23 protein-coding genes and 2 pseudogenes are annotated in these 26,614 nt (G+C 74.4%); 21 read left to right on the forward strand and 4 right to left on the reverse strand.

All coding sequences use genetic code 11. The features are described from left to right. Positions 1 to 16: 16 nt before the first annotated feature. From ABTZ03_RS14030 to ABTZ03_RS14075, 10 genes are all read left to right on the forward strand, one after another. Positions 17 to 1,948 carry an AMP-binding protein gene (locus ABTZ03_RS14030; protein WP_350513166.1) on the forward strand — a complete coding sequence of 644 codons (1,932 nt, stop codon included), beginning with the start codon at positions 17 to 19 and terminating at the stop codon, positions 1,946 to 1,948. Further along, positions 1,948 to 7,611 (forward strand): SDR family NAD(P)-dependent oxidoreductase, encoded by a 5,664-nt coding sequence (locus ABTZ03_RS14035; RefSeq protein WP_350513167.1) that lies wholly within the window; start codon positions 1,948 to 1,950, stop codon positions 7,609 to 7,611. The genes ABTZ03_RS14030 and ABTZ03_RS14035 overlap by 1 nt, the downstream gene beginning before the upstream one ends. Beyond that, the gene (locus tag ABTZ03_RS14040; protein ID WP_350513168.1) at positions 7,604 to 8,518 is read left to right on the forward strand and encodes a 3-hydroxyacyl-CoA dehydrogenase family protein; all 915 of its coding nucleotides are present in this window, start codon (positions 7,604 to 7,606) and stop codon (positions 8,516 to 8,518) included. The genes ABTZ03_RS14035 and ABTZ03_RS14040 overlap by 8 nt, the downstream gene beginning before the upstream one ends. Before the next feature lie 58 nt (positions 8,519 to 8,576). Beyond that, entirely contained in the window at positions 8,577 to 8,846 is a 270-nt protein-coding gene (locus ABTZ03_RS14045) for an acyl carrier protein (RefSeq protein WP_350513169.1), read from the forward strand. A gap of 63 nt (positions 8,847 to 8,909) precedes the next feature. After that, entirely contained in the window at positions 8,910 to 10,082 is a 1,173-nt protein-coding gene (locus ABTZ03_RS14050; RefSeq protein ID WP_350513170.1) for an acyl-CoA dehydrogenase family protein, read from the forward strand. Continuing rightward, positions 10,079 to 11,320, forward strand: a complete 1,242-nt coding sequence (locus ABTZ03_RS14055) for an HAD-IIIC family phosphatase (protein ID WP_350513171.1) — start codon at positions 10,079 to 10,081, stop codon at positions 11,318 to 11,320. Before ABTZ03_RS14050 ends, ABTZ03_RS14055 begins: the two co-directional genes overlap by 4 nt. Then, positions 11,317 to 12,096: a thioesterase II family protein gene (locus ABTZ03_RS14060; protein WP_350513172.1), complete on the forward strand. Its 780-nt coding sequence runs from the start codon at positions 11,317 to 11,319 to the stop codon at positions 12,094 to 12,096. Before ABTZ03_RS14055 ends, ABTZ03_RS14060 begins: the two co-directional genes overlap by 4 nt. 23 nt (positions 12,097 to 12,119) lie before the next feature. Next, on the forward strand, positions 12,120 to 12,851 hold the full coding sequence (locus ABTZ03_RS14065; RefSeq protein WP_350513173.1) for a 4'-phosphopantetheinyl transferase family protein: 732 nt from the start codon (positions 12,120 to 12,122) through the stop codon (positions 12,849 to 12,851). Positions 12,852 to 12,924: 73 nt separating this feature from the next. Beyond that, positions 12,925 to 13,566 (forward strand): LysE family translocator, encoded by a 642-nt coding sequence (locus tag ABTZ03_RS14070; RefSeq protein WP_350513174.1) that lies wholly within the window; start codon positions 12,925 to 12,927, stop codon positions 13,564 to 13,566. Positions 13,567 to 13,588: 22 nt separating this feature from the next. Beyond that, a complete protein-coding gene (locus ABTZ03_RS14075) occupies positions 13,589 to 14,617 on the forward strand; it encodes a histidinol-phosphate transaminase (RefSeq protein WP_350513175.1) in 1,029 nt (342 codons plus the stop codon). Between the two features lie 126 nt (positions 14,618 to 14,743). Here the strand turns inward: ABTZ03_RS14075 and ABTZ03_RS14080 are convergent, their stop codons facing one another. Then, positions 14,744 to 15,649: a lysozyme gene (locus ABTZ03_RS14080; RefSeq protein WP_350513176.1), complete on the reverse strand. Its 906-nt coding sequence runs from the start codon at positions 15,647 to 15,649 to the stop codon at positions 14,744 to 14,746. Between the two features lie 334 nt (positions 15,650 to 15,983). On the opposite strand from ABTZ03_RS14080, the gene ABTZ03_RS14085 reads away from it, so the two are divergent. The 3 genes from ABTZ03_RS14085 to ABTZ03_RS14095 all read left to right on the forward strand — a co-directional run bounded on the left by ABTZ03_RS14085 (position 15,984) and on the right by ABTZ03_RS14095 (position 20,866). Then, complete coding sequence (locus ABTZ03_RS14085; protein ID WP_350513177.1) at positions 15,984 to 16,553, forward strand: GNAT family N-acetyltransferase; 570 nt, start codon at positions 15,984 to 15,986, stop codon at positions 16,551 to 16,553. Positions 16,554 to 16,786: 233 nt separating this feature from the next. Next, the gene (locus ABTZ03_RS14090) at positions 16,787 to 18,487 is read left to right on the forward strand and encodes a glycosyltransferase family 2 protein (RefSeq protein WP_502894462.1); all 1,701 of its coding nucleotides are present in this window, start codon (positions 16,787 to 16,789) and stop codon (positions 18,485 to 18,487) included. Between the two features lie 186 nt (positions 18,488 to 18,673). Further along, positions 18,674 to 20,866 carry an acyltransferase family protein gene (locus ABTZ03_RS14095; protein ID WP_350513179.1) on the forward strand — a complete coding sequence of 731 codons (2,193 nt, stop codon included), beginning with the start codon at positions 18,674 to 18,676 and terminating at the stop codon, positions 20,864 to 20,866. A gap of 29 nt (positions 20,867 to 20,895) precedes the next feature. On the opposite strand, the gene ABTZ03_RS14100 is transcribed toward ABTZ03_RS14095, so the two are convergent. After that, positions 20,896 to 21,606 (reverse strand): hypothetical protein, encoded by a 711-nt coding sequence (locus ABTZ03_RS14100; RefSeq protein WP_350513180.1) that lies wholly within the window; start codon positions 21,604 to 21,606, stop codon positions 20,896 to 20,898. Positions 21,607 to 21,733: 127 nt separating this feature from the next. Between ABTZ03_RS14100 and ABTZ03_RS14105 the strand changes: the two genes are divergently transcribed. From ABTZ03_RS14105 to ABTZ03_RS14125, 5 genes are all read left to right on the forward strand, one after another. Beyond that, positions 21,734 to 21,964 carry a hypothetical protein gene (locus ABTZ03_RS14105; protein ID WP_350513181.1) on the forward strand — a complete coding sequence of 77 codons (231 nt, stop codon included), beginning with the start codon at positions 21,734 to 21,736 and terminating at the stop codon, positions 21,962 to 21,964. Between the two features lie 61 nt (positions 21,965 to 22,025). Continuing rightward, positions 22,026 to 22,520, forward strand: coding sequence for a hypothetical protein (locus tag ABTZ03_RS14110; RefSeq protein WP_350513182.1), 495 nt, complete (start codon positions 22,026 to 22,028; stop codon positions 22,518 to 22,520). 5 nt (positions 22,521 to 22,525) lie between these two features. Further along, positions 22,526 to 23,143, forward strand: a complete 618-nt coding sequence (locus ABTZ03_RS14115; RefSeq protein WP_350513183.1) for a class I SAM-dependent methyltransferase — start codon at positions 22,526 to 22,528, stop codon at positions 23,141 to 23,143. A 42-nt stretch (positions 23,144 to 23,185) separates the two neighbouring features. Then, the gene (locus ABTZ03_RS14120) at positions 23,186 to 23,929 is read left to right on the forward strand and encodes a hypothetical protein (protein ID WP_350513184.1); all 744 of its coding nucleotides are present in this window, start codon (positions 23,186 to 23,188) and stop codon (positions 23,927 to 23,929) included. A 16-nt stretch (positions 23,930 to 23,945) separates the two neighbouring features. After that, positions 23,946 to 24,386: a nuclear transport factor 2 family protein gene (locus tag ABTZ03_RS14125; protein WP_350513185.1), complete on the forward strand. Its 441-nt coding sequence runs from the start codon at positions 23,946 to 23,948 to the stop codon at positions 24,384 to 24,386. Positions 24,387 to 24,455: 69 nt separating this feature from the next. On the opposite strand, the gene ABTZ03_RS14130 is transcribed toward ABTZ03_RS14125, so the two are convergent. Then, entirely contained in the window at positions 24,456 to 25,106 is a 651-nt protein-coding gene (locus ABTZ03_RS14130; RefSeq protein WP_350513186.1) for an NADPH-dependent F420 reductase, read from the reverse strand. Positions 25,107 to 25,181: 75 nt separating this feature from the next. Here ABTZ03_RS14130 and ABTZ03_RS14135 point away from each other — a divergent pair, with 75 nt between their 5' ends. Beyond that, on the forward strand, positions 25,182 to 25,556 hold the full coding sequence (locus ABTZ03_RS14135) for a winged helix-turn-helix transcriptional regulator (RefSeq protein ID WP_350513187.1): 375 nt from the start codon (positions 25,182 to 25,184) through the stop codon (positions 25,554 to 25,556). Positions 25,557 to 25,637: 81 nt separating this feature from the next. On the opposite strand, the gene ABTZ03_RS14140 is transcribed toward ABTZ03_RS14135, so the two are convergent. Further along, positions 25,638 to 26,084 (reverse strand): hypothetical protein, encoded by a 447-nt coding sequence (locus tag ABTZ03_RS14140; protein WP_350513188.1) that lies wholly within the window; start codon positions 26,082 to 26,084, stop codon positions 25,638 to 25,640. A gap of 155 nt (positions 26,085 to 26,239) precedes the next feature. On the opposite strand from ABTZ03_RS14140, the pseudogene ABTZ03_RS44240 reads away from it, so the two are divergent. Both ABTZ03_RS44240 and ABTZ03_RS14145 read left to right on the forward strand, forming a co-directional pair. Further along, a pseudogene (locus ABTZ03_RS44240) lies at positions 26,240 to 26,449 on the forward strand (hypothetical protein); the annotation flags it as partial. 40 nt (positions 26,450 to 26,489) lie between these two features. Then, positions 26,490 to 26,614: pseudogene (locus ABTZ03_RS14145) on the forward strand (aminoglycoside phosphotransferase family protein); the annotation flags it as partial.

Below are 26,614 nucleotides of genomic sequence, written 5' to 3' on the forward strand. Positions count from 1 at the left end.
GACATGGGAGATGACCGTGACCGAGGACGCACCGATCACCGGCATCGGCCGACTGATCGCCGACCGGGCCGATGCCCAGCCGGACGCCGACGCCCTCCTCGCCCCCGACCGGACCCCGCTCACCTACCGGGCGCTCGCACTCCGGATCGAGGAGATCGGGCGGACGCTGAACAGCTTCGGGATCGGCCGCCCCCACCGGGTCGCCCTGGTGCTGCCCAACGGCCCCGACCTCGCCACGGCGTTCCTCGGCACGGCCGCGTACGCCCAGAGCGCCCCGCTCAACCCCGCCTACCGGGAGCCGGAGTTCGCCTTCTACCTCGCCGACATGCGGGCCGACGCCCTGCTGGTCGAGGCGGGCGACGACTCGCCCGCCGTGACGGTGGCCCGCCGGCTCGGCATCCGGATCATCGAGCTGAGCTCCCGGCCCGGCACCCCCGCCGGCCGGTTCGACCTGCACTGCGCCGACCCGGGCACGCCGGTCGCCGCCGACGACGGGGGCCCGGCCGGCCCGGACGACACCGCGCTGATCCTGCACACCTCCGGCACCACCGACCGGCCCAAGCTCGTCCCGCTCACCCACGCCAACCTGAACGTCGCCGCCCGCAACACCGGCGCCGCCTTCGCCCTCGACGAGCACGACCGCTGCCTCAACCCGATGCCGCTGTTCCACGCCCACGGCCTGACCAGCACCCTGCTGGCCACCCTGGTCCGCGGCGCCGCCATCGTCTGCACCCCCGGCTTCAGCGACACCGGCTTCTACCGCTGGCTGGCGGAGTTCCGGCCGACCTGGTACACCGCCGTGCCCGCCATGCACCAGGCCCTGCTGTCCGTCGCCGACGACCACCGCGAGGTCCTCGCCGCCAGCCGGCTGCGGTTCATCCGCTCCGCCTCCGCGCCGCTGCCCGGCCCGACCCTCACCGCCCTGGAGGACGCCTTCGGGGCCCCCGTCGTCGAGGCGTACGGCATGACCGAGGCGGGCTCGCTGGTCACCAGCAACCCGCTGCCGCCCGGTGAGCGCAAACCCCGTTCGGTCGGCCTGCCGGTCGGCGGCCCGGTCCTGGTGCTCGACAAGGCGGGCCGCCCGGTGCCGGTCGGCGAGTCCGGCGAGATCGCCATCCGGGGCGCCAACGTGATGGCCGGCTACGAGGCCAACCCGGAGGCCAACGCCCGTGCCTTCACGGACGGTTGGCTGCGCACCGGCGACGAGGGGCGCCTCGACGAGGACGGCTACCTGTACGTGGTCGGCCGCAGCAAGGAGATCATCAACCGCGGCGGCTCCAAGGTCGCCCCGGTCGAGATCGACGACGTGCTGGCCGGCCACCCCACCGTCAAGCTCGCCGTCGCCTTCGGCGTCCCGCACCCCACCCTGGGCGAGGACGTCGCGGTGGCCGTCGTCCCGCAGCCCGGTGCGACGGTCGTCGAACGGGACCTGCGCGAGTACGCCCGGGAACGGCTCGCCGACTTCAAGGTCCCCAGCCGGGTGTTCGTCGTCGACGACGTCCCGCGCAGCCCCACCGGCAAGGTGCAGCGGCTGCGGCTCGCCGAACGCCTGGCCGCTGCCGCCACCGCCGCCGACGGGCCCGGCCGCCGGGCCGCCCCCGCCGACCCGCTGGAACGGCGGATCGCCGCCGTCTGGTCCGAGGTGCTCGGCACCGAGGAGTTCGGCGTCGACGACAACTTCTTCGACCTCGGCGGCAACTCGCTGCTGCTCAAGCGGGTCGCCGCCGGGCTCGGCGAGCAACTCGGCCGCGAGGTACCGCTGTTGGTGCTGACCATGTGCCCCACCGTCGGGACCCTGGCCGAGCACCTCGCCGAGGAGCCCGCCCGGCCCGCCGACAACGACCCCGCCCCCGCCCCCGACAGCCGGGAACGGCTCGACCGCGGCCGCGACCGGATGCGGCGCCAGCTCGACCGGCGGCAGGCCGGCTCGCGGAAGGAGAACAGCTGATGGCGTACACCGACGAGCCGACCGGCCTGGAGATCGCCGTCATCGGCCTGGCCTGCCGCTTCCCCGGCGCGAACGGCCCCGAGCAGTACTGGGAGAACCTGCGCAGCGGCACCGAGTCGATCAGCTTCTTCACCCCCGACGAACTCGCCGCCCAGGGCGTCCCGGAGACCCTGCGGGCCGACCCCGACTACGTCGCCGCCCAGGGCGTCCTGGCGGACGCCGACCGGTTCGACGCCGACTTCTTCGGCATCAGCCCGAAGGAAGCCGACCTGATGGACCCCCAGCACCGGGTGCTGCTGCGGTGCGCCTGGGAGGCCCTGGAGGACTCCGGCCACGACCCGCGCGCGGTGCCCGGCCGGGTCGGCGTGTACGCGGGCAGCTACTACAACAGCTACGTCGACCACGTGGACGGCCGGATCGACGGCGAGGACCCCGGCGAGGTGTTCGCCCGGAACATCGCCAACGAGAAGGACTTCCTGGCCACCCGGATCGCCTACAAGCTCGACCTGTCCGGCCCCGCCCTCACCGTGCAGTCCGCCTGCTCCACCTCCCTGGTCGCCGTGCACCTGGCCTGCCAGGCGCTGCTCAGCGGCGCCTGCGACACCGCGCTCGCCGGGGGAGCGACGGTCCGCGCCCACCAGCAGCAGGGCTACCTGTTCCAGCCCGGCGGGATCTTCTCCGCCGACGGCCACTGCCGGCCCTTCGACGCCACCGCCCAGGGCACCGTCGCCGCCAACGGCGCCGGGATGGTCGTCCTCAAGCGGCTGGAGGACGCGCTCGCCGACGGCGACCCGATCCGGGCCGTGATCAAGGGCTCGGCGGTCGGCAACGACGGCGCTCAGCGGGTCGGCTTCACCGCGCCCGGCGTGGCCGGCCAGGTCCGGGTCATCCGGGACGCCCTCGACGCCGCCGACGTCGACCCCGCGACCATCGACTACGTCGAGGCCCACGGCAGCGCCACCCCGCTCGGCGACCCGATCGAGATCGAGGCCCTCACCCAGGTCTTCCAGGGCCTGGCACCCGGCAGCTGCGCCATCGGCGCGGTCAAGGGCAACATCGGCCACACCCACGCCGCCGCCGGTGTCGCCGGACTGATCAAGACCGTGCTGGCGCTCCAGCACCGGCAGATCCCGCCGAGCCTGCACTTCGAGATCCCCAACCCGGCCATCGACTTCGACGCCGTCCCGTTCCGCGTCAACACCCGGCTGGCCGACTGGCCCACCGGGCCCGTCCCGCGCCGGGCCGGCGTCAGCTCCTTCGGCATGGGCGGCACCAACGCCCACGTCGTCCTGGAGGAGGCCCCCGCCCCGGCCCGCCGCGACCCCGGCCGCGCCCGCGTCCTGCTGCCGGTCACGGCCAGGACCGCCACCGCCCTGGAAGCCGCCACCGACCGCCTCGCCGACCGCCTCGACGGCGCCGGCGCCCCCGACCTGGCCGGCACCGCCCGCACCCTGCAGACCGGCCGCCGCCACCACGGCCACCGGCGGTTCCTGATCGCCGAGTCCACCGCCGAGGCGGCCCGCGCACTGCGCGAGCGCACCCCGAACACCGTCCGCACCGGCCACCACGACGGCAGCCCCCGGCAGGTCGCGTTCGTGCTCCCCGGACTCGGCGAGCAGCGGATCGGCATGGGACGCGAACTCCACGCCACCGAGCCGGTGTTCCGGGCCGCCCTGGACCGCTGCGCGGAGGGCTTCCGCCCGTACCTCGGCCTGGACCTGCGCGAGCTGCTCCACCCCGCCGGGGCCCCGGACACCGCCGCCGCCGGCCCCGACCTGCGGCGGATGCTGCGCGGCCCCGCCGCCGCGGAGCGCACCGAACTCGACCGCACCCGGTACGCGCAGCCCGCCACCTTTGCGATCGAGTACGCGCTGGCCCGGCTCTGGGAGTCCTGGGGCGTGCGGCCGAGCGCGCTGATCGGCTACAGCATCGGCGAGTACACCGCCGCGCACCTGGCCGGGGTCCTCTCGCTGGACGACGCCATCGCGCTGGTCGCGCACCGGGCCCGGCTGATCGACGGCCTGCCGGCCGGCGCCATGCTGGCCGTGCCGCTCTCCGAGGAGCAGGTGCTCGGCCTGCTGGACCAGGACCTCTCGCTGGCCGCCGTCAACGGGCCCGCGCTGTGCGTGGTGGCCGGCACCGCCGAGGCCGTCGGCGCGTTGGAGGCCCGGCTCGCCGCGGACGGCGTCGCCGCCCGGCAGCTGCAGACCACCCACGGCTTCCACTCGCACCTGATGGACCCGATCGTCGAGGAGTTCGCCGAACTCGCCGCCGGGGTCGCCCTCCACCCGCCGACCGTCCCGTACGTCTCCAACGTCACCGGCGACTGGGCCGACGCCGGCCTGGTCACCGACCCGGCGTACTGGGTGCGCCACCTGCGCCTGCCGGTGCGGTTCGCCGACGGCGTCGGCCGGCTGTGGCAGCAGCCCGGACGGGTCCTGCTGGAGACCGGTCCCGGCCAGTCCCTGACCAGCCTGGCCCTGCAGCTGCGACCCGCCGCCGCGGCGCCGGGCGTGGCGCTGGCCTCCATGCCGGGCCGGTTCGACCGGCAGGGCGAGGAACGGTTCCTGCTGAACACCGCCGGGGCGCTCTGGGCGGCCGGCGTGGACCCGGACTGGACGGCCGTCAGCGGCGGCAACGACGCGACCAGGGCCGTCCTGCCGCCGTACCCCTTCGAGGAGGCCCGGCACTGGATCGACCCGGCGCCCCGCACGGCCGACCGCACGGCCGCCCGCTCGCTCGCCCGGCGGGCCGACCTCGCGGACTGGTTCCACACCCCCGTCTGGGAGTCGCTGCCGCCGCGCCCGCTGACCGGCGCCCCGGAGCCCCGCAGCTGGCTGCTGTTCACCGACGAGGCGGGCGTCGGCGACGCGCTGGCCGCCCGGCTGCGCGCCGACGGCCACCGGGTCGGCACCGTCCGGGCGGGTGACGGCTGGCGCGAACTCCCCGACGGCGACTACCGGATCGCCCCCGGCAGCGAGGCCGACCACCGGCGGCTGGTCGAACGGCTCACCGCCGACGGCGCCCCGCCGGACCGGATCGTCCACCTGTGGAGCGTCGGTCCGCGCCGCTCCGCCGAGGAGACCCTGGAGCGCGGCTTCCACAGCCTGCTCCGGCTCGACCAGGCCCTCACCGCCGCCGCCCCCGACGCCCCACTGGACCTCACGGCGGTCTCCAGCGACGCCTTCGCCGTCCTCGGCACCGAACCCGTCGCCCCGGAGAAGGCCACCCTGACGGGCCCCGCGCTGGTCCTGCCGCTGGAGCAGCCCGACACCGTCTGCCGGGCCGTCGACCTGTCGCTGCCGCCGGGCCGCGACTGGACGCCCGAGGACACCGAACTGCTGTACGCCGAACTCCTCGACGAGCCGACCCGGCCGCTCACCGCCCTGCGCGGGCGCCGCCGCTGGGAGCGCGGCCACCGGCCGGTCCGGGTCGAGGCCGTCGCGGACGGCCGGACCCCGCTGCGCGAGCACGGCGTCTACCTGATCACCGGCGGCTTCGGCGGCGTCGGCCTCTCGCTGGCCCGCCACTTCGCGGCCGCCGCCCGGGCCCGGCTGGTCCTGGTCGGCCGGACCGCGCCGCCGCCCCGGGAGAGCTGGGAGGCGCTGCTCGCCGACGACGGCGCGGACCCGGCGGTGGGGGAGCGGATCCGGGCCGTACTGGAGCTCGAAGAGCTCGGCGCGCAGGTGCTGACCGCGGCCGCCGACGTCGCCGACCCGGCCGCCATGGACCGGATCGCCGACCAGGCCGTGGAGCGGTTCGGCGCCGTGCACGGGATCGTGCACGCGGCCGGCGTCCCGGCCGCCGGGCTGGCCCAGCTCAAGACCGCCGAGGCCGCCGACCGGGTGCTCGGCCCGAAGGTCCGCGGCGGCCTGGTGGTCGACGCGCTGGCCCGCCGGCTCGCCCCGGACTTCACCGTCCACTGCTCCTCCAGCCTCGCCCTCACCGGCGGCGTCGGACAGATCGACTACGTCGCCGCCAACGCCTTCCTGGACGCCCTGGCCCAGCACAACGAGGCCACCGGCGGCCCCCGCACGGTGTCGGTGAACTGGGACGGCTGGCAGGAGGTCGGGATGGCCTTCCGCACCATCGGCGCCGGCGGCGACCGGCCCGCCGAGGGCCGCACCGGCCCGGTCGACCACCCGCTGATCGACGCCTGCCTGCGCGACGACGAGGCCGTCGCCGTCTACGCGGTGGCGCTCAGCGTCGCCACCTCCTGGCTGATCGACGAGCACCGGATGGCCGGCAACGCCGTCGTCCCCGGCACCGGCCACCTGGAACTCGCCCGCGCCGTCCACGAGCACCAGAGCGGCGACCCCCGGGCCGTCCTCGACCGGGTCACCTTCCTCTCCCCGGTGGTCATCGGCGAGGACCAGCGGCGCGAGCTGCGGGTCGTGCTGGACAAGCGGCACAGCCCGCCGCGCTTCGCCGTGATCAGCCGGGAGGCCGCCGGCGCCGGGGGTGCCGGCGATCTCCGGGCCGATCTCCGGGCCGATCTCCGGGCCGAGGAGGACGGCTGGCAGGTGCACGTGACCGGCTCCGTCGGTCCGGTCGGCGAGGACACCGCCCCGCCCCGCCGCCACGACGTCGCCGAACTGATCGCCCGGGCCGGGATGCGCGACCTCGGGGCCGTCGACCACACCGGCCCGATGGGCTTCGGCCCGCGCTCCCGCTGCCTGCGACGGGTGCACCTCGGCGAGAAGGAGGCGCTGGCCGAACTCGAACTGCCCGCCGAGTTCGCCGGCGACCTGGAGCGGATCGCCCTCCACCCGTCGCTGCTCGACCTCGGCGCCGGCTTCCACGGGATGAACCTGGCCGAGGAGTTCCGGATCCCGCTCAGCTACGGCCGCCTCACCCTGCTCGCCCCGCTGCCCCGCCGGATCTACAGCCACCACCGCTTCCACGAGGCGGACCGGCCCGGCAAGGAGACCTTCACCGCGGACTTCACGCTGCTGGACGAGACCGGCCTGGAGACCGTCCGGGTCGAGGACTTCCTCCTCAAGCGGGTCGCCGACCTGGAGACCCGGCTGGAGGCACTGCGCGACGGCACCTCCCGGGAGACCGCGAGCTACCGCTTCCCGCCCGCCGCCACCACCGCCCCCGCCCCCGCCGGACGGCCGGGCGACGCCGGATCGCTGCGCGACCACCTCGACCAGGGCATCCGGCCCGCCGAGGGCGTCGAGGCGCTGCTGCGGCTGCTCGCCGCCGGCCTCGGCCCGCAGGTCGCCGTGGTGGCCAAGGACCTGGACGCGGTGTTCGCCGACATCCGGGCCCACCGGGTGGGCGCCCCGGCGGACGGTCCGGCGGAGTCCGTCGCCGTCCACCCGCGCCCCGGCCTGCTCACCGAGTACGCCGAACCCCGGGACGACACCGAGAGCGCGCTGGCCGGGCTCTGGGCCGAACTGCTCGGCCTGGAACGCGTCGGCGTGCACGACGAGTTCTTCGAGCTCGGCGGCCACTCGCTGCTCGGCCTCCAGCTCGCGGCCCGGATCCGCCGCCAGTTCGGCCTCGACCTGGCGCTGAACGCCCTCTTCGAAACCCTGACCGTGGCGGAACAGGCCGCCGCGCTCCGGCCACGCCTCGACCCCAACCCGACGACCGCCGGCCCGGATGGACCGGGCCCGGCCGACGGCCCACAGAAGCGGAGCACAGCAGATGTCTGACATCCACACGGTCGGCGTGGTCGGCGCCGGTGTCATGGGCACCGGTCTGGCCCAGGCGCTCGCCCAGACCGGCCACCGGGTCCTGCTCGTCGACCGGACCAAGGAGATCCTCGCCGCCGCCGAGCGCACCATCGGCCAGGGCCTGCGGTTCGGGCGGCTGCTGGGCGCCAAGGCGTCGGGCGCCAAGGCGTCGGGCGCCAAGGGGCCGGAGGCCGAGCGCCCCAAGGAGGACCGGGCGACCGTCCTCGGACGGATCGGCTACACCACCGACTACGAGGGCTTCGACGAGGCCGACTTCGTGATCGAGAACATCACCGAGGACTGGGGCCTGAAGAAGGGCGTCTACGAGCGCCTGGACGCGCTCTGCCCCGAGCGCACCGTGTTCGCCGCCAACACCTCGGTCATCCCGATCACCCGGATCGGCGCGGCCACCTCCCGGCCCGACCGGGTGCTCGGCATGCACTTCATGAACCCCGTCCCGCTCAAGCCGACCGTGGAGATGATCCGCGGCCACCACACCTCCGCCGCGACGGTGGACACCGCCCGCACCCTGCTGGCCCAACTGGGCAAGGAGGGGATCCTGGTGGAGGACTCGCCGGGGTTCGTCACCAACCGGGTCCTGATGCTCACCGTGAACGAGGCCGTCTACCTGGTCCACGAGGGCGTGGCCGGCGCCGAGGACGTCGACCGGATCTTCAAGACCTGCTTCGGCCACACCATGGGCCCGCTGGAGACCGCCGACCTGATCGGCCTGGACACCATCCTGCAGTCCGTCGAAGGCCTCTACGCCGCGTTCAGCGACAGCAAGTACCGGCCGTGCCCGCTGCTGGTCCGGATGGTCGACGCCGGCCTGCTCGGCCGCAAGAGCGGCCAGGGCTTCTACAGCTACGCCACCACCCTGGCCTGACCCCGCCGCACGCCCGCACGCCCCGCCACAACCGACCGAGCAGGAGGAACCGCCCGCCATGACGACGGCCGACCACAAGCCGCAGATCCTCGCCTTCCTCGCCCAGTTCTTCGGCGAGCACCGGCTCACCGACGACGAGGACATCTTCGCCACCGGATTCGTCAACTCGCTCTTCATCATGCAGCTGGTGCTGTTCGTCGAGGGCGAGTTCGACATCACCGTCGACGACGACGACCTGGAGATGGCCAACTTCAACACCGTGCGCGCGATCGACGCGCTCGTCACCCGCAAGCGCGGCGCGGTGGGCGCCGCCGCCCAGCGCTCCTGACCGTCCGGGCCGCCCGCCGCCCGTGACCTTCCCGACCGCAGAGACGAGGCAAGAGAGGGACCGATGGCCATCAGAGTGCAACTGACCGAGCGTCAGGCCGCCGCGCGGGAGGAGTACGAGTCCTTCGCCCGGGAGGCCGTCGCCCCGCACGCGGACGCCTGGGACCGCGCCGAACGCCTCCCCGAGGAGTTCGTCAAGGAGTTCGCCGCCCGCGGCCTGCTGGGCGCCGCCGTCCCGGCCGGCTACGGCGGCACCGAACTGGACCCGATCACCTTCGGCCTGCTCAACGAGGAACTCGGCCGCGGCTGTTCGTCCGTGCGCAGCCTGGTCACCGTGCACGGCATGGCCTCGTACGCGGTCGCCCGCTGGGGCGGCGAGCAGCAGCGCGCGCACTGGCTGCCCAAGTTCGCCACCGGCGGGGCGATCGGCGCCTTCGCGCTCACCGAGCCCGGCGCCGGCAGCGACGTCAAGGCCCTGCGGACCGAGGCCCGGCGCACCGCGGACGGCTTCGCGCTCACCGGCGAGAAGCGCTGGATCACCTTCGGCCAACGCGCCGACGTGTACCTGCTGTTCGCCCGCCTGGACGGCCGGGAGGCCGCCTTCCTGGTGCCCCGGGACGCCCCCGGACTGACCGTCCGGCCGATCACCGGCATCCTGGGCACCAAGGCCTCGATGCTCGCCGAACTCAGCCTCGTCGACTGCCTGGTGGCGCCCGAGGCGCTGCTCGGCCGGCCCGGCTTCGGACTGGCCGCCGTCGCCGCGACCGCCCTCGAACTGGGCCGGTACAGCGTCGCCTGGGGCTGCGTCGGCCTCGCCCAGGCCTGCCTGGACGCCTCCCTCGACCACGCCGACCGGCGGGAGACCTTCGGCGTCCGGCTCCGCGACCACCAGCTGGTCCAGCGGATGATCGCCGACATGGCCACCGGCACCGCCGCCGCCCGGCTGCTCTGCCAGCAGGCCGGCTGGCTGCGGCAGGACCGCTCCACCGAGAGCCTGCACGCCACCTGGCTCGCCAAGTACCACGCCTCCCGCACCGCGTTCCGCTCCGCCTCGGACGCCGTCCAGGTGCACGGCGCGCACGGCTGCGGCCCGGACTACCCGGTGCAGCGCTACCTGCGCGACGCCAAGGTGATGGAGATCATCGAGGGCAGCACCGAGGTCCAGCAGGCCACCATCGCCGAATCCGCCTACCACTCCCGCCCCCGCACCACCCCCACCGAAAGGGTGACGGCATGACCGCCCAGGGCACCGCCGACCAGCCGGACGGCACCACCGCCGAGCCGGCCGCCGCGACCGCCGCGTCGCCCGCCGCGTCGGACGGCAGCACCGCGGACAAGCCCGCCAAGACCGTCAAATGCGTCGTCTGGGACCTCGACCACACCGTGTGGGACGGCATCCTGCTGGAGGACGGCGAGGCGCCGCTGCGCCCCGGTCTGCGCGAGGTCATCGTCGAACTCGACCGCCGCGGCATCCTGCACTCCATCGCCAGCCGCAACGACCACGACGCCGCCACCGAGGCGCTGCGCCGGCACGGTCTGCTGGACTACTTCCTCTACCCGCAGATCAACTGGAACGCGAAGTCCTCGTCGATCCGCTCCATCGCCACCTCGCTCAACCTCGGCCTGGACGCGTTCGCCTTCGTCGACGACGACGCCTTCGAACGCGGCGAGGTCGCCTTCGAGCTCCCCGAACTGCTGGTCCTGGACGCGGCGGAGGCCGCCGGCCTGGCCGACCGGCCGGAGTTCTCCCCCCGGTTCATCACCGACGACTCCGCCCGCCGCCGCGAGATGTACCTCGCCGACCAGGAGCGCACCCGGGTCGAGAAGGACTTCACCGGCCCCCAGGAGGCCTTCCTGGCCACCCTCGGGATGACCCTCACGATCCACCCCGCGCGGGCGGACGACCTCCGCCGGGCCGAGGAACTGACCGTCCGCACCCACCAGTTGAACACCACCGGCTACACCTACTCGTACGACGAGCTGGATGCCTTCCGGCTCTCCGACAGCCACGAGCTGCTGGTCGCCCGGCTGGAGGACCGGCACGGCCCGTACGGCACCATCGGCCTGGTGCTGCTCGCCAAGGACCCGGACGCCTGGACCGTCAAGCTGCTGCTGATGTCCTGCCGGGTGATGTCCCGCGGCGTCGGCGGGGTGATCATCAACCACCTGCGCCGCCGGGCCCGGGAGGCCGACACCCGCCTGCTGGCCGAGTACCTGCCGAACGGGCGCAACCGGATGATGCTGATCACCTACAAGTTCACCGGCTTCCGCCAACTCCCGGGCGAGGACGGGCTGAAGCTGTTCGAGGCCGACCTCGCCGAGGTCCCCGGCGACCCGGACTACCTGACCGTCCGCACCCCCACGGCGGCCGACCTGGCCGACGACGCCCTGACCTCAACGGGTGTGTCCGGCGACGCCCCGACCGTGGCGAAGGCGACCGGCGACGCCCCGACCGCAGCGGACCGGCAGCCGTGACGGCGGCCGGCAGCCCGTGGGTGGTCCGGACCGAGCCCAAACCCGGGGCCCGGCTCCGGCTGGTCTGCTTCGCCTACGCCGGCGGCGGCAGCTCGGCCTTCGCCGACTGGCCGCGCACCCTGCCCGAGGACGTCGAGGTGTGCGCGGTCCGGCTGCCGGGCCGCGAGTCGCGGATCTTCCAGCCGGCCTACACCGACGTCGAGGACCTGCTGCCCGACCTCACCGAGGCGCTGGCCGACCACCTCCGGCCCCCCTATGCCCTGTTCGGGCACAGCATGGGCGCGCTGATCGCCTTCTCCTTCGCCCGCCGGCTCCGCGCCCTCGGCGCCCCCGCCCCCGACCACCTGGTGGTCTCCGGCCGCCGGGCCCCGCAGCTCACCCACAACCGGCCGCTGATCCACCACCTGCCGCAGGACCAGTTCCTGGACCGGATCCGGGAACTGGGCGGCACCCCGGAGTCGCTGCTGGCGGACGCCCGGGTGATGCGGCTGGTCCTGCCGGGGCTGCGGGCCGACTTCCAGCTCAACGACTCCTACGCCTACCGCCCGGAGGACCCTCTGAGCGTCCCGATCACCGCCTTCGGCGGGCGCGCCGACCCGCACGTCGACCCCGAGGGCCTCGCCGCCTGGGCGCGGCAGAGCACCGGCGCGTTCACCCTGCGGATGTTCGAGGGCGGGCACTTCTTCCTGCACAGCGACCAGACGGAGGTGCTGCGCGAACTGTCCCGGCTGCTGCGCCGGCCGACCGACCGGATCGCCGGAGCCGTCGTCCGGTGAACCCGCCCGAGCAGTACTGCCCCGTGAGCCCGCCCGAGCAGGACGGCGCCGGGCAGCCGTCCGAGCAGTGGCCGGTCGGCCCCGCCGAGCCGACCCTCGCCGACGGCGAGGTGCACGTCTGGCGGACCCGCCTCGATCTGCCCGAGCCGGTCGCGCGCCGGTACGCGGACCTCCTCGACCCCGAGGAGCGGACGCGGGCCGGCCGCTGCCGGCTGCCGGTCGAACGCGCCCGCTTCACCGCCGCGCACGGCGCGCTGCGCACCGTCCTCGCCCGCTACACCGGACGGGCCCCCGCCGACCTCCGGCTGCACCGCACCGCCCGCGGGCGCCCCTGTCTGACGCCCGCACCGGAACCCGCGGGACTCGACTTCAACCTCAGCCACTCGGGGGGCCTGGCCCTGATCGCCGTCACCCGCACCGGTACCGTCGGCGTCGACCTGGAGGAGGTCCGCACCGACCTCGACCACCGGGCGATGGCCGCCCGCTTCCTCGGCCCCGCCGAGGCCCGGCTGATCGCCGGCCTGCCCCCGGCCGCCGGACGGCACGCCTTCTTCGCCCGCTGGACCTGGCGGGAGGCGTTCGCCAAGGCCGCCGACGTGCCCGTGCCGCGCCGGCTCGGCAGCGGCGCGCCGGACACGCTGCCGATCACGGTGGGTCGGTGGAAACTGAACAACCTTCCGCTGGACAACGGATATTGTGCGACGGTCGCGGCCACCGCGTCCTGCGCACCGCCGCTCCGGTGGACCCTGAACTGACGCAGGACCGGGCCGCCGGACGTCGCCCACCCGTTCCGCCCGACAAGGACGCGGAGGAAAGGAGTCGGACCGCATGCCCGACCTGTCCAGCCTGTGGTGGTTCTTCACGGCCTCACTCGTGCTGCTGCTCATCCCCGGCCCGTCCGTGCTCTACGTGACCGGCCGGACCCTCGACCAGGGACGCCGGGCCGGACTGCTGTCCACCCTGGGCCTGGCCTGCGGCGACCTCGTCCAGGTGCTCGCCGCCGTGGTCGGCCTGTCCGCCCTGGTCGCCTCCTCCGAGACCGCCTTCGACGTGGTCAAGTACGCGGGCGCCGGCTACCTCGTCTGGCTCGGCGTCAAACGACTGCGCACGCCGGACCCGGACCCGGACGCCGCGGAGAGCGGCGAGGCGCCCGCCCGCTCCCCGCGGATCTTCACCGACGGCCTCGTCGTCAACGCCCTCAACCCGAAGAGCACCCTGTTCTTCCTCGCCTTCCTGCCCTCCTTCATCCACAGCGGCCGGGGAGCGGTCTGGTCGCAGACCCTGGTCTTCGGCCTGGTCTTCGTGGTGGTCGGAATGGCCACCAACGCCGGCTGGGCGCTGCTGAGTTCACTGATGCGCCAGCGCGCCCGGAAGAGCCGCGGCTTCCTCCGCGCGGAGCGGTACGTCGTCGCCGGAGTCTTCTTCGTCCTCGCCGCCGCCACCCTGGCGACCGGCCTTACCGGCGGCTGAGCCGCCTTCGGAGCCCACCGACATGACCGACACGCCCAACAGCGCCCCGCCCTCGACCGCCGCCCACCTGCTCGCGGCCAACGAGAACCCCTACCCGCCGCTGCCCGGCGTCCTGGAACGGGCCGCCGCCGCGCTGCAGACCCTCAACCGCTACCCCGACTTCACCACCGGCCGGCTGGTGGCGGCCCTCGCCGACCACCTGCACGTCCCGCCGGCCCATCTGATAACCGGCCCAGGCTCGGTCGGGGTGCTGTTCCAACTGGTCCGCTCCGTCGCCGGACCGGGTGACGAAGTCCTGTTCGCCTGGCGCTCGTTCGAGGCCTACCCGGAGGCGGCCGCGCTCGCCGGGGCCACCCCCGTCCCGGTCCCGCTGGCGGACGGCGAGCTGCACGACCTGGCCGCGATGGCCGCCGCCGTCACCCCGCGCACCAAGGTCGTCCTGGTCTGCAACCCCAACAACCCGACCGGCACCGCCGTGCCGCCCGCCGACCTGGTGAAGTTCCTGGACGCGGTGCCCGCCGACGTGCTGGTCGTCCTGGACGAGGCCTACCGCGAGTTCGCCCCCGGCGACACGCCGGACGGGGTCGACCTCTACCGCACCCGCCCCAACCTGGTGGTGCTGCGCACCTTCTCCAAGGCGTACGGCCTGGCGGGCCTCCGGGTCGGCTACGGCGTGGCCCACGAATCCGTCGCCGCCGCGGCCCGGGCCGTCGGCCTTCCGTTCGGTGTCAGCCAGATCGCCCAGGACGCCGCCGTGGAGTCGCTCGCGGCCGGCCCCGAACTGCGCGACCGGGTCCGCGCCGTGGTCGCCGAACGCACTCGGGTCCAGGCCCTGCTGCGGGCTCAGGGCTGGCCGCTGGAGGAGTCGCACGCCAACTTCGTCTGGTTCCGGCTGGGCGAGCACACCGCGGCCTTCGCCGCGGCCTGCTCCGCCGCCGGGATCACCGTGAAGGTCTTCCCCGGCGAGGGCGTCCGGATCAGCATCGGCGAACCGCTCGCCAACGACGCCGCGGTGGCCGTGGCCGGCGCCTGGCGCTCCCGCGGCGCGTAGGGCCACCGGCTCCGGGGCTCTGATGGGGCTCCGGGGCCGGTCGACCCGCGCCGGGCGGTGGGGCCCGGCGCGGGTCGTGGAGCTAGGCGTGGGCAGTCGTGCCCGGCGCGGGTCGTGGGGCCGGGGTCAGCCCAGGGCGAGAGCGCTCAGCCGGTCGGCGCTGCCGTTGAAGAGGTCCTGGTCACCCGGGAAGGTGCCGGAGTCGGCGTACTGCCAGAAGGTCTGGTAGCCCCAGCCGTTCGGCAGGGCGCCGACGGTGGAGGAGTATCGGGCGATCCACAGCGGGTTGGTGGCGCCGAAGCCGCCGTAGTTACCGGTGCAGCTCGCCCACCAGCTGGTCGTGGTGTAGATCGTCGGATAGCGGCCGGTGCGGTTGTGCACCGTGGCGCTGAAGGCGCCGATCCAGCCGACCATGGCGCTCCGGCTGAGGCCGTAGCAGCTGGCGCCGTACGGGTTGTACTCGATGTCGAGGGCGGGCGGCAGGGTCGCGCCGTCGGCGGACCAGCCGCCGCCGTGGTCGACGAACCAGTTGGCCTGGGCGGAGCCGGAGGAGTCGCCCGGCAGCGCGAAGTGGTAGGCGCCGCGGATCAGTCCGGCGTTGTAGGAGCCGTTGTACTGCTGGCCGAAGGACGGGTTGGTGTAGCTGGTGCCCTCGGTGGCCTTGACGTAGGCGAACTGGGCGCCGTTGGCGGCCGCGGTGGACCAGTCGACGTTGCCCTGGTAGCTGGCGACGTCCATACCGGGGGTCTGGACGGCGGAGTCGAGGGCGGCGAGCGGGGACCCGCCGTCGCGGCCCTCGTGGGCGGCGACGGTGGAGCCGGCGAAGTCCCGGTCGGGGTGGAAGCCCGGGCGGTCCTCCGGGGCGGGGGCGGCTGCGGGGGAGAGCGGGGCGGGGTCGGCCGCGTAGGCGGGCGCGCCGACGCCGGTGACCAGGGCGGCCGCGGCGGCGCATGCGGCCAGGACGGGGAGCCGGCGGCGGGCGCCGGGTCTTGTGGTACCGGTGGGGCGGGCGGAGCGGGACGAGCGGGGCATGGACACTCCTCTGGTTCCGATGCGGTCCGGTGCGTTCCGTGCGTTCCGTGCGTTCCGTGCAGTCCGGTGTGTGCTGTGCGTTCCGGTGTGGGCCGTGTGGTCCCGTGCGTACCGGTGCGGTTGGGCCCAATGAGCCCATTACGGCTGGTCGTTGGTACGGCCGGGAGCAGGTTAGCCATGTACCCGCCAGCTTTGCCAGGTGTCCGGGGTTACGCCGTTCGGAACGTTCGGAACGTTCGGGACGGCGGCGGCCGCCACGGCCCCCGCGGTGGGGCGCGGCCGCTGTGGCACGATGCCCGGACCACTCCCACCTGCGCGAGAAGAGGAAACCGCCATGTCCGAGACCGTCACCGGGTCCGCCGCCGAGTCCGCCGCCGAGCCCGACTTCCGGATCGCCACCCCCGCCGACGTACCGGCCCTGGTCGAGCTGGTCGAGTCCGCCTACCGGGGCGAGGCCAGCAAGGCCGGCTGGACCAGCGAGGCGGACCTGCTGGGCGGGCGGCGCACCGACGCCGAGGCGGTGGCGGAGGCCGTCGGCCACGCCGACGGACTGGTGCTGCTGGCCGAGCGGGACGGCGAGCTGCTCGCCTGCTGCCAGCTGGAGCGGCGTGGCGAGCGCGCGTACTTCGGCATGTTCTCGGTGCGTCCCGGCCTCCAGGGCGGCGGGATCGGCCGGGTGGTGCTGGCCCGGGCGGAGCGGCTGGCGGGCGAGGAGTGGGGCGTCGGCGCGATGGAGATGTCGGTGATCGAGCAGCGCCCGGAGCTGATCGCCTGGTACGAGCGGCGCGGCTTCCACCGGACCGGCGAGTTCAGCCCCTTCCCGTACGGGAACGAGCGGTTCGGCGTCCCGCGTCGGCCGGACCTCCGCTTCGAGCGGTTGGTGAAGGAGTTGAACGCCGCCTGAGCGCGGGCCGTTGTGCCTCCCGGGCACGGTGCGAACAGGGTCCGTTCGTTGATCGTTTGACGGTCTGTCGGCCCACTGATGCGACGTCAAGTCGCTGAGCTGCGGCGATGCGGAGATGTCATACCTCGTTCATGATTGGTCCAGACCAATGTGAGAGGCTGTGGGCGAACGGCAAAGTCCCGTCCGCTGCCCAGGGGGGCCATTTCCGCATGCCCGTACTCCATGGCACCGCCATGCCCGCACCCGACACCGGTCCGCGCCGGACACCCGCGGACCCCGACCTCCGACTCCCCGGTCCGCCCGACGACGAGGAGCTCTACTGGTACTTCGGCCCGCAGCGCCGCTGGGTGCTGCTGTGCGCCACCCTCTCCTACGCGGGAGCCACCGCCACCCTCGGCCTGTTCGCGCTGAGCAAGCCGCTGCTCTGGCCGTTCCTGCTGCTCACCCTGCTCAACGCCGCCACCTGGCTGCTCTCGCTCGCCGACGGCCAGCGCGCCCGCCGCTTCACCCGCGACTCGCACGACCTGCTGCTGCGCGCCTGGAACCCGGCCCGCCACCCGAGCGTGGACCTCCTGCTGCCCACCGCCGGTGAGCCGCTGGCCGTCCTCGACAACGCCTACCGGCACACCGCGGCGGTCCGCTGGCCCGGCGCGCTCACCGTGCTGGTCCTCGACGACGCAGACCGCCCCGAGGTCCGCGAACTCGCCGAGTCCTACGGCTTCCGGTACCGCGCCCGCCCCGACCGCGGCCGGTTCAAGAAGGCCGGCAACCTCAACCACGGCCTGGCCGAGGGCGACGGCGAGATCATCGCCGTGCTCGACGCCGACTTCTGCCCCCGCCCCGACTTCCTGCACCACCTGGTGCCCTACCTGGACAACCCCGGGGTCGGCATCGTGCAGAGCCCGCAGTGCTTCGACACCGACGCCGACATGTCCTGGCTCGAACGCGCCGCGGGAGCCACCCAGGAGATCTTCTACCGCTGGATCCAGCCCTCCCGGGACGCCCAGGACGGCACCGTCTGCTGCGGCACCAACGCGCTCTACCGACGCGCCGCCCTGCAGCGGATCGGCGGCTTCGCCGAGATCGACCACAGCGAGGACCTCTACACCGGCCTCGCCCTCGCCCGGGCCGGGTGGAGCACCCGCTACGTGCCCGCGCTGGTCGCCAAGGGCATGTCGCCCACCGGCCTGCCCGCCTTCGTCAGCCAGCAGTACCGCTGGTGCCTGGGCTCCCTGGCCCTCGTGCGCGACCCGGACTTCCGCCGGGGGCCGATCTCGCGCTCGGCCCGGCTCTGCTTCTGGAACGGCATCCTCGGCTACGTGACCAGCGCGGTGAACGTGTTCGCCGTGCCACTGCCCGCGCTGATCATGCTGTTCTTCGCACCCGAGCAGATCCAGCCCTGGCAGGTGCTGCCCTTCCTGCCCCCGATCTGGGTCGCGCTCGTCCTGCTGCCCGCGATGTCCCGCACCCGCTGGCGTTTCGAGGTCACCCGGGTCCAACTCCTGGGCGGGCTCTGCCACGTGGTCGCCATCGCCCACGCGCTGCGGCGCCGCTCCGCCGACTGGGTGCCCACCGGCGCCGTGTCGGGCGGGACCTCACTGGCCCGCACCGTCGCCCGACTCGGGGTCGGCTGGCTCGGGTTCGTCGTCCTCGCGGGCGCGGCGGGCCTGGTGCGCGCCGGACTGGAGTACGGCTGGCGGCCCTTCTGGGCGCTCACCGCGCTGCTCGGGCTGACCGCGTACACCATGGTCCCGCTGATCCGGGCGCTGTGGCCGCTGCTCGGCCGGGCCGCCAAGGCGGGCGGCGAGGTCGCCGCGCCGGTGCGGCGACGCACCGAACTCGGCTTCGGGCAGCCGGAGGCCGTCGCCGTCACCGCCGTCCTGCTGCTGTGCGGGGTGCTCGCCTCCGGGTGGGCCGATCCGCTGATCTTCTGATCGTCCGGTTCTCCCACTCGCTTCTCGCACTCGCTTCTCGCACTCGCTTCTCGCACTCGCTTCTCTCGTTCGCTTCTCCGCTGCGTTTCCTTGCGCGTCGCCCCACCGGCGCGGATCCCGCCGCCCGGCCGCCCCATCGGCCCGGCGGGCCCGACCACCGCTGCCTGTCCAGCAAGGAGCCCTGCCGTGCCAACGGCCGTACCGCCGTCGTCCTCGAACTCCGCCGCCGCCTCCCCTTCCGCCGAACTGTTGCCCGGAGTCGTCCGGGTGGACCGGCAGGCCGTCGCCGCCGGAACCACCGGAACCGCCCCGAGGTCCGCCGAGGTCGAGTCGCCGGGCGAGCCCCGCCGGCGCACCGCCTTCCGCCCCGACATCGAGGGACTGCGCGGCATCGCCGTGCTCTCCGTCCTCGCCTTCCACGCCGCCGTCCCCGGACCGACCGGGGGCTACGTCGGCGTCGACATCTTCTTCGTCATCTCCGGCTTCCTGATCACCGGTCTGCTCACCGGCCGCCCGCTCGGCCTGTGGGACTTCGCCGCCCGCCGGGCCCGCCGCATCCTGCCCGCCGCCGCCACCGTGCTGGTCGCCACCGCCGCGGCCGGCGGCGCCCTGCTCGACCCGCTGCGCGGCACCGACCTCGCCCGCGACCTGATCGCGGCGGCCGGCCAGTTCGCCAACTGGCGCTTCGTCGGCCAGCAGACCGACTACCTGGCCGCCGAACGCGACCCCAGCCCGCTCCAGCACTTCTGGTCCCTCGGCGTGGAGAACCAGTTCTACCTGCTCTGGGGCGTCCTGCTGCTCGGCCTCGCCCGCTATCTGCACGGCCGCCGCCGCACCCTGGCGATCACCCTCGTCACCCTCGCCGTCGGCGGGATCTCGCTGGCCCTCTGCCTGCGCTGGACGGCCACCTCGGCGCCGCTGGCCTACTTCTCCACCGGCAGCCGGCTCTGGGAGTTCGCGGCCGGGGCCTGCGCCGCCCTGGCGGGCAGCGCCCTCGCGGCCCGGGCCGCCGGGGCGGCCGGAAGCGCCGGGGCAACCGGGGGTGAGCTGGTCGCCCGGACCCCCGGGAGCGCCGGCACCTGGGCGCTGCGGCTGCTGGGCTGGGCGGGCCTGGCGGCGGTGCTCTGGTCGGTCTTCGGGTACGACCGCACCACCCCCTTCCCGGGCGCGGCCGCCCTGCTGCCCGTCCTCGGCACCGCCGCCCTGCTGCTCGCCGCCCCGTCCGACCGCGTGGTCGGCGGACTGCTCGCCACCCGCCCGCTGCGCGCCGCCGGACGCCTCTCGTACGCCTGGTACCTGTGGCACTGGCCGGTGCTCACCATCGCCCAGGCCCGGTACGGCCAGCTGTCCTGGACGGTGCTGGTCGCCCTCACCGCCGCCAGCGCGCTGCCCGCCTGGCTCACCCTGCGCCTGGTCGAACAGCCGCTGCGCTACGGCAGCAGCCCGGCGCCCCGGCGCGGCCTGGCCGTCGGCGCCAGCGCCCTGGTCATCCCGCTGATCGCCGCCCTCACCCTCGGCGGCGGCACCGTCCGGGCGCTCGGCGGCACCGCCGACACCCCGGCCGCCGCCCCCGCCGGAGCCGTCGACGGGCCCGCCCTGCTCGCCCCCGGCACCCGGGTGCTCGGCCTCACCCCCTCGCTCGCCCGCGCCCGGCAGGACTTCCCACCCGGCAAGGGCTGCGAGATCCCGCTCAACGCCGACAGCAGCCCGCGCTGCCTCTTCGGCGACGAGAACAGCCCGGACCGGATCGTGCTGCTCGGCGACTCGCACGCCGGACAGTGGATCTCCGCCGGACTGAAGCTCGCCGAGCAGCGGCACTGGGCCCTGGAGGTACTGGTCAAGCCCGGCTGCCCGCTGGCCACCCTGACTGTGCGCAACGACGTCCTCGGCCGGACCTACGACGAGTGCGACCGCTGGCGCGAGAACACCCTCACCCGGCTCACCTCCGGGCCCAAGCCCCGGCTGGTGATCATGGCCGGGCTGAACCGCTACGGCAGCCAGGAGGAGCGCACCGTCGGCTGGACCCGCACCCTGGACCGGCTGGCCGCGCTCGGCGCCCCGCTCGCCTACCTCGGCGACACCCCGATGCCGGGCAAGGACATCCCCACCTGCCTGGCCGCCTCCGACGGCCGCTCCGACGCCTGCTTCTTCCCGCGCGACACCGCCTTCGAGCCCGACCCGATGCTCGACGGCGGCCTCGCGGCCCGCTACGGCGTGCACACCCTGGACCTCGGGCCGGTGCTCTGCCCGGGCAGCGGGCCCAGTTGCCCGGCGGTGCTGGAGGGCGTGGTGCTCTACCGGGACACCGGGCACATCACGGACACCCTGGCCCGGGTGCTGGCGCCGCGGCTGGACAAGGGGCTGCTGGGGCCGTCGTAGCCGTTGGCGGCTTCGGGGGCCTCGACGGCTCAGCCGTAGACGCTGCGGCAGATGCGGGCCTGCTCCGAGTTCGCCGGCCAGCGGCCGACCCGTTCGGCCTGGTCACAGATGGTGCCCGGGCCGAGGCTGGGGACGCCGGGGGCACCCGGGGTGGCGTCGGGGGCCTGGCGGCCGCCGGCGCCCGGGTGCGGGCTGCGGCCGGGCCTGGGGTGGGCCCCGGTCGTCGCGCGTCGGCCGTCGGCCTGCTCCGGGCCGCCCGGGGCGACCGCCCCGGTGGCCTGGTCGCCGCTGCCCGGCCCGCCGCCCCCCGGGGCGTTTCCCGGGGTGCCCCCCGAGGTGCTCCCCGAGCTGCTCCCGGGGGCGGGGGACGGCCCGGGGGAGGGTGCCGGGGTGTCCCCCGGGTTGTCCCCCGGGGAGCGGACCGACAGGCGGTCGGTCGGGGTGTCGTCCGGCAGGCCGGCGGAGGGCGAGGCCCCCGGCACCGCCACCACCCGGACGTCGTCGCCCGAGCCCGGCCCGCACATCACCAGCACCGCCGCCAGCACCGCGAGCGTCCCGCCCGCCGCGACCGCCCAGGCCTTCCGCGAGCGGGGCGGCGCCTCCGGCCCCGGGGGCTCCGGCGGGCCCGCCGATGGCGGACCGACCGGTGGCGGACCGGCCTGCGCGGGAATCGGGACCGGTGGCGGCTGCCAGGCGTTCGGCGGCCACTGCCACTGCTCTCCGGTGGGCTGCCCAGTCATCTGTTCGTCCTCCCAGCGCCGCCCCCGCCGTACCTTTCCGTGCTCAACGAGCGCGCCGACGCCGGGACATGACCCGGAAGAGGGGTCTGGACGGGCGCACATTGCCGCCGCGCCACATGCTGGGGTCATGGAGACCAACAGCACGTCCGCACACCTGGTCGAGGTGGCCGAGTTCCGCACCGACAGCCGGTACCGCCTCGTCCACTTCGAGGGCCACGGCTGGGAACCACTCGCCCCCGAGGAGTTCGAACCCCGGGTCCACCAGGTCTTTCCCGAGGTCGACCCGCACGATCCGGTCAAGGTGCACTGGGCCGACCACCCCTGGGAATGGCCCGCCTGGCACCCCGGCGAGGCATAGAACGCGTCAGGGCGGCCCCTGGACGCTGATCGTCGCGCCCGCCGTTCGCTACGCTTTCCGGGTGACCGTGGATCATTTCTGGCGCCGCCTGCCGGGGCAGGCCGTGGACGCCTGTTCGCCGGAGGAGATCGGCGAACTGGTGCCCCGGAGCCGCGACGTCCGCTACGACCGGCTGGCCGCCGACGGACTCGCCCTCGGGGTGCGGCAGACGGCCGTCCTGATGGAACTCGCGCTCACCGAGAACGGCCTGCATCCCGACCCCGCCGCCCGGTTGCCCGTCTACGGCGGCGCGCACCGCGCCACCGGCACCGACATGCTGGTGCTGCGCCCCGAACAGGTCGCCGCCGCCTTCATCTTCCTGCGCGACTCGGCGCTCGGCGAACTCGTCCGCCAGCAGGACACGGTGCTCGCCCGGACGGTCGCCCAACTCGACTCCGAGCCGCCCTGGTCCGAGTCCTGGGCCGCCCGCGTCGTCAACGACCTGCGCGAACTGCGGGACTTCTTCGCGGGCGCCGCCGCGGCCGGGGACGCGGTGGTCGTCCGGGAGTCGGAGTGACCGGCGTGACCAGCGCGACCGGCGGGCCTGCCGGTACCACCGGCTACGGCGAGGCGGCGGAGCAACTCGCCGTCCAGTACGAGAGCGTGGACTTCGCGCAGGTCCACCGCTCGCTGCTGCACCTCTACCCGGCGCCGCCCGCACGGGTGTTGGACATCGGCGCGGGCACCGGGCGCGACGCGGCCGCGCTGGCCGCCCTCGGCCACCGGGTGGTCGCCGTCGAGCCGACCCCCGAACTGCGGGCCGTGGGACGACGGTTGCACCCGGACGCCGAGCTGCGGTGGGTCGCGGACGCGCTGCCCGGACTCCCGCAGTTGGGCGCGGAGGACGGGCGCTTCGACCTCGTCCTGATCACCGCGGTGTGGATGCACCTCGCCCCCGCGGAGTGCCCGCCCGCGATGGCCGCGGTGGCCGGCCTGCTCGCGCCCGGCGGCCGCCTCGCCGTCACCCTGCGCCACGGCCCCGTCCCGCCCGGCCGCCGGATGTTCGACCTCCCGCCCGAGCACACCGTCACCCTGGCCCGGTCCCACGGCCTCCGGCTGCTCCACCGCGGCGAACGCGGCGACCTGCACGGGCGGACGGACGTGAGCTGGACGGAACTGGTCTTCGAACGCGAGAGATAATCCCTCCGACGTGTGTCGGTGCGTACCGCTACGATGCGCGACGTGATCCTCGCCGTCGACGTGCATTCGCATGCCTACCAACTGGGCCAGTACGTGGCCGAATGGGGCATACCCGCCCTGATCGTGGTCGTCATCGGCTGGTCGCTCACCCGTAGTTGGCGCAATCCGGTCGCCCGCACCCTGGAGGAGGCACCCCGGGTCTCCGCGCTGCACCGGCGGCGCACCACCCTCAGCGTCCTGGCCACGGTCCTGGTCGCCTGCGCCCTGGTGACCGCGCTGGCCGTCGAGGTGGGCACGGACTCCGACTACGGCCCGGCCGGCGCGTCCGGCCCCACCGGGCGCACCGTCGACGCACCGGAGACGGTCGCCGGCTACCACCTGATCACCGGCGCCGACGCCGACGCCCTGGCGGCCCGGATGCCCGGCTCGACCCCCGAACGCTACTGGTTCTACGGGGACTCGCCGGACGCCGACCGGCCGAGCGTGCTGCTCACGGCCTCCACCGCGCAGTGGGACCCGAAGCTCGCCCACGAGATGGCGACCCACTCCCTGTCCTGGGGCCTGTACAACTTCTTCGCCGGCGCCCGGATCGAGGACGCCCGGACCGTCGACGCCGGACCGCTGGGTGGCGAGATGCAGTGCGGGACCAGGACCGGCAAGGTCACCGCCGTGCTGTGCCGCTGGGGCGACGCCTCGACGGTGGGCACCGTCGCCGTCTACGACACCACCGACATCGACCGGGCCGGGGCGATCGCCGTCCGGTTCCGCACCGAGACCGAGCACTGAAGGCACCGTGACCGACATGACCGACCTGACCGCGCCCGACCACCGAGCCGTCGAGAACCTGATCGCGCGCTACGCCGAACTGGTCGACGACGGCGACTTCGCCGGCCTCGGCGACCTGCTCGCCGACGCCGTCTTCATCGGCAGCGGCACCCCGCTGCGCGGACGCGAGGCGATCGAGCGGATGTTCCACGACACCGTGATCCGCTACGAGGACGGAACCCCCCGCACCCAGCACGTCACCACCAACCTCGCCGTCGAACTCGACCACCCCGCCGGTACCGCCACCGCCCGCTCGTACGTCACGGTCCTCCAGGCCCTGCCCGAACTCCCGCTGCAGACCATCGCCGCCGGCCGCTACCACGACCGCTTCGCCCGCACGGACGGCCGCTGGCACTTCACCGAACGCCGGGTACGGATCACCCTCCTCGGCAACACCCGCCACCACCTGCGGGGTTAGCGGTCCCCGAGGATCCAGCGGTCCCCGAGGATCTACCGGTCTCCGAGGATCGCCGACGGGACGGCACCCCTAACGGCGAGGTCCGGCGGCGTACGCCAGCGGAGGAGCGATCGCCTGCGCATCCGCTCCCTCGCCGACCCACAGGGCGATGAACAGCGCGGCGGTCGCTTCGAGCAGTCCCGCACGGTCGAGACCACCTCCGGCGACGGGTTCGCAGCCCACGTCCCGTACCAACTCGTGCACGCGCACGAGGGCCGTCCCGTCGTCCCCGCAGACCGGAACGGCCAGCGGTCGTCCGTCGAACACCGGCGGCCGCATCCGCCACACGTCCTCGTGGCAGAGGTTGAAGGCCTTGACCACATGGGCTCCCGGCGCGGCCGCGGCAAGTCGCTGCGCGGCCGAGGGGCCTCCCTCGGTCAGCAGCCGGAAGCCCGGCCCGACCGGGTTGGAGCAGTCGAGCAGCACCTTGCCCGCCAGGGCCGCGCGCAGCTCCCGCGCCACCTCCGCACCCGCCGAGAAGGGCAGCGCGGCCAGCACCACCTGGCCGGCGTCGGCCGCCGCGCGCAGACCGGCGGGCTTCGCGCCGCCTCCGATCCGCGCCGAGAGCCGCTCCGCCTTGTGCGGGTCCCGCCCCCCGATGACCACCTGATGCCCGGCCCGCACCCAGTGGGTGGCGAGCGCCTCTGCCATGTTGCCCGTGCCCAGTACGCCGATTCTCATCACGTGTCCCCTCTCCGTGCCCGCCTTTGACCGTTCACACCGACGTTAGAGGGCGGGTCGGGCACCATTCGGTACGTGACGACCGACGCCTTCCTCTCCGACTGCCGAGCCCGCCTCGCCTTCGACCTGCTCTCCAACACCTGGAACGCCGTGGTGCTCTGGGCACTGCGCGACGGCCCCAGACGCCCGGTCGAACTACGCGAACAGATCGGGGGCATCAGCTCCAAGGTCCTCACCGAGACCCTGCGGCGGCTCCAGTTCAACGGCCTGGTCGACCGCCAGGAACACCCCGACACACCCCCACGGGTCGAGTACCGACTCACCACGCTGGGACGGACCTTGCTGGCGCCCATCGACGCCTTCGGCGCCTGGGCCTTCGAACACGGCGACGAGGTCATGGCCGCCCAGGAAGCGGCCACCTCCGACCCGCTCGACGCCCCGACGGCGTGAGCCCACACCCCGGGGCTCGTCGTCGACCGTCAGCCCCGGAGCGATCCTCCTGAGCCGGTCCAGGCTGCCGCACATCGCCGGTCACAGGGACCACCAGCAATACACACGAAGGCCGGCCGCCCCAGCACGCCGGACCAGGCCCGCCAAGGACTCCAGGACACCGAGTGCCGTCCGGGCGTCGACCTGGCACTGCCGCAGTTCGGCCGTCATCGACCACGGCTCGGCAGCATGGGCCAGGGCAGTCGGCGCGACCGCGGCGAGGGCCTCGACCAGGGTGTCCGACAGGCTGAACACCAGCGAGGCGTCGTCCTCCGGAGAGGACAGCAGCCGCCCCGACCGCGGGCGCCGGCTGGCCTCCTCGTAGGTGCAGTCCGTGAGGATCGCTTCGAGCTGAGCGATCGCGACCACCGGGTCGATGTTCTTGAGGAAGACCACGTCGTGCCCTGCCTCGCCCGGCCCTCCGGGCAGCCCGACCACGGCGACGGCTGCCTGGTCGTCGACGGCGGAGAAGTAGTCGCACCTCGTCATGCGCCGAGTCTGACACCCACCACCGACAGGCTCGCGATCTGGAGACGCCGACAACATGCGGGCTCAACTCCTCGGAGGCCGTTGACCCGGCGGTCGTCGAAGGCACGGAGGGGCCTTCGAACGGGGGCGACGGGCGCTCGGTGGTGTCCGCCTGCGGCGCGGGCAGTCCCGCCGCCGCGCTCGCGATGGTGTTCGAGCTCGTCGCGTCCGCCCGGACACGCCGGCGCGCGATCACCGGAGCCCACCTCGTCGCAGTGGTCCGTGCAGGTGCCCAGTTCGAAAGCGGTGCCCTCGTCGAGCGTGAGGAGCAGGCCGCTCGATCGGCTGCAGGAGCCGACAGCCGGGCTGTGACTGACACGCGATAACCCAGGGAATGTCATCGGCAGTCCTGGGACACTGGCCGCCATGGATGAGGTCGAAGTCGTCGTCGCCCACTCCGAGCGCGCGACCCTGCGCGTCGGCGACGTGTTCTTGAAGGTGGACCCCGATCAAGCGCGCATCGACGTCGAGGTCGAGGCGATGGCCCTGGC

The sequence above is a fragment of the Kitasatospora sp. NPDC096077 genome, from assembly GCF_040303245.1.
Lineage (GTDB): Bacteria > Actinomycetota > Actinomycetes > Streptomycetales > Streptomycetaceae > Kitasatospora.

Bases quoted from the DNA above. Each gene is read 5' to 3' on its own strand.
- ABTZ03_RS14035 (WP_350513167.1), top strand. From the start codon at position 1,948: ATGGCGTACACCGACGAGCCGACCGGCCTGGAGATCGCCGTCATCGGC.
- ABTZ03_RS14040 (WP_350513168.1), top strand. From the start codon at position 7,604: ATGTCTGACATCCACACGGTCGGCGTGGTCGGCGCCGGTGTCATGGGC.
- ABTZ03_RS14045 (WP_350513169.1), top strand. From the start codon at position 8,577: ATGACGACGGCCGACCACAAGCCGCAGATCCTCGCCTTCCTCGCCCAG.
- ABTZ03_RS14050 (WP_350513170.1), top strand. From the start codon at position 8,910: ATGGCCATCAGAGTGCAACTGACCGAGCGTCAGGCCGCCGCGCGGGAG.
- ABTZ03_RS14055 (WP_350513171.1), top strand. From the start codon at position 10,079: ATGACCGCCCAGGGCACCGCCGACCAGCCGGACGGCACCACCGCCGAG.
- ABTZ03_RS14070 (WP_350513174.1), top strand. From the start codon at position 12,925: ATGCCCGACCTGTCCAGCCTGTGGTGGTTCTTCACGGCCTCACTCGTG.
- ABTZ03_RS14075 (WP_350513175.1), top strand. From the start codon at position 13,589: ATGACCGACACGCCCAACAGCGCCCCGCCCTCGACCGCCGCCCACCTG.
- ABTZ03_RS14080 (WP_350513176.1), bottom strand. From the start codon at position 15,649: ATGCCCCGCTCGTCCCGCTCCGCCCGCCCCACCGGTACCACAAGACCC.
- ABTZ03_RS14085 (WP_350513177.1), top strand. From the start codon at position 15,984: ATGTCCGAGACCGTCACCGGGTCCGCCGCCGAGTCCGCCGCCGAGCCC.
- ABTZ03_RS14090 (WP_502894462.1), top strand. From the start codon at position 16,787: ATGCCCGCACCCGACACCGGTCCGCGCCGGACACCCGCGGACCCCGAC.
- ABTZ03_RS14100 (WP_350513180.1), bottom strand. From the start codon at position 21,606: ATGACTGGGCAGCCCACCGGAGAGCAGTGGCAGTGGCCGCCGAACGCC.
- ABTZ03_RS14105 (WP_350513181.1), top strand. From the start codon at position 21,734: ATGGAGACCAACAGCACGTCCGCACACCTGGTCGAGGTGGCCGAGTTC.
- ABTZ03_RS14125 (WP_350513185.1), top strand. From the start codon at position 23,946: ATGACCGACCTGACCGCGCCCGACCACCGAGCCGTCGAGAACCTGATC.
- ABTZ03_RS14130 (WP_350513186.1), bottom strand. From the start codon at position 25,106: ATGAGAATCGGCGTACTGGGCACGGGCAACATGGCAGAGGCGCTCGCC.
- ABTZ03_RS14140 (WP_350513188.1), bottom strand. From the start codon at position 26,084: ATGACGAGGTGCGACTACTTCTCCGCCGTCGACGACCAGGCAGCCGTC.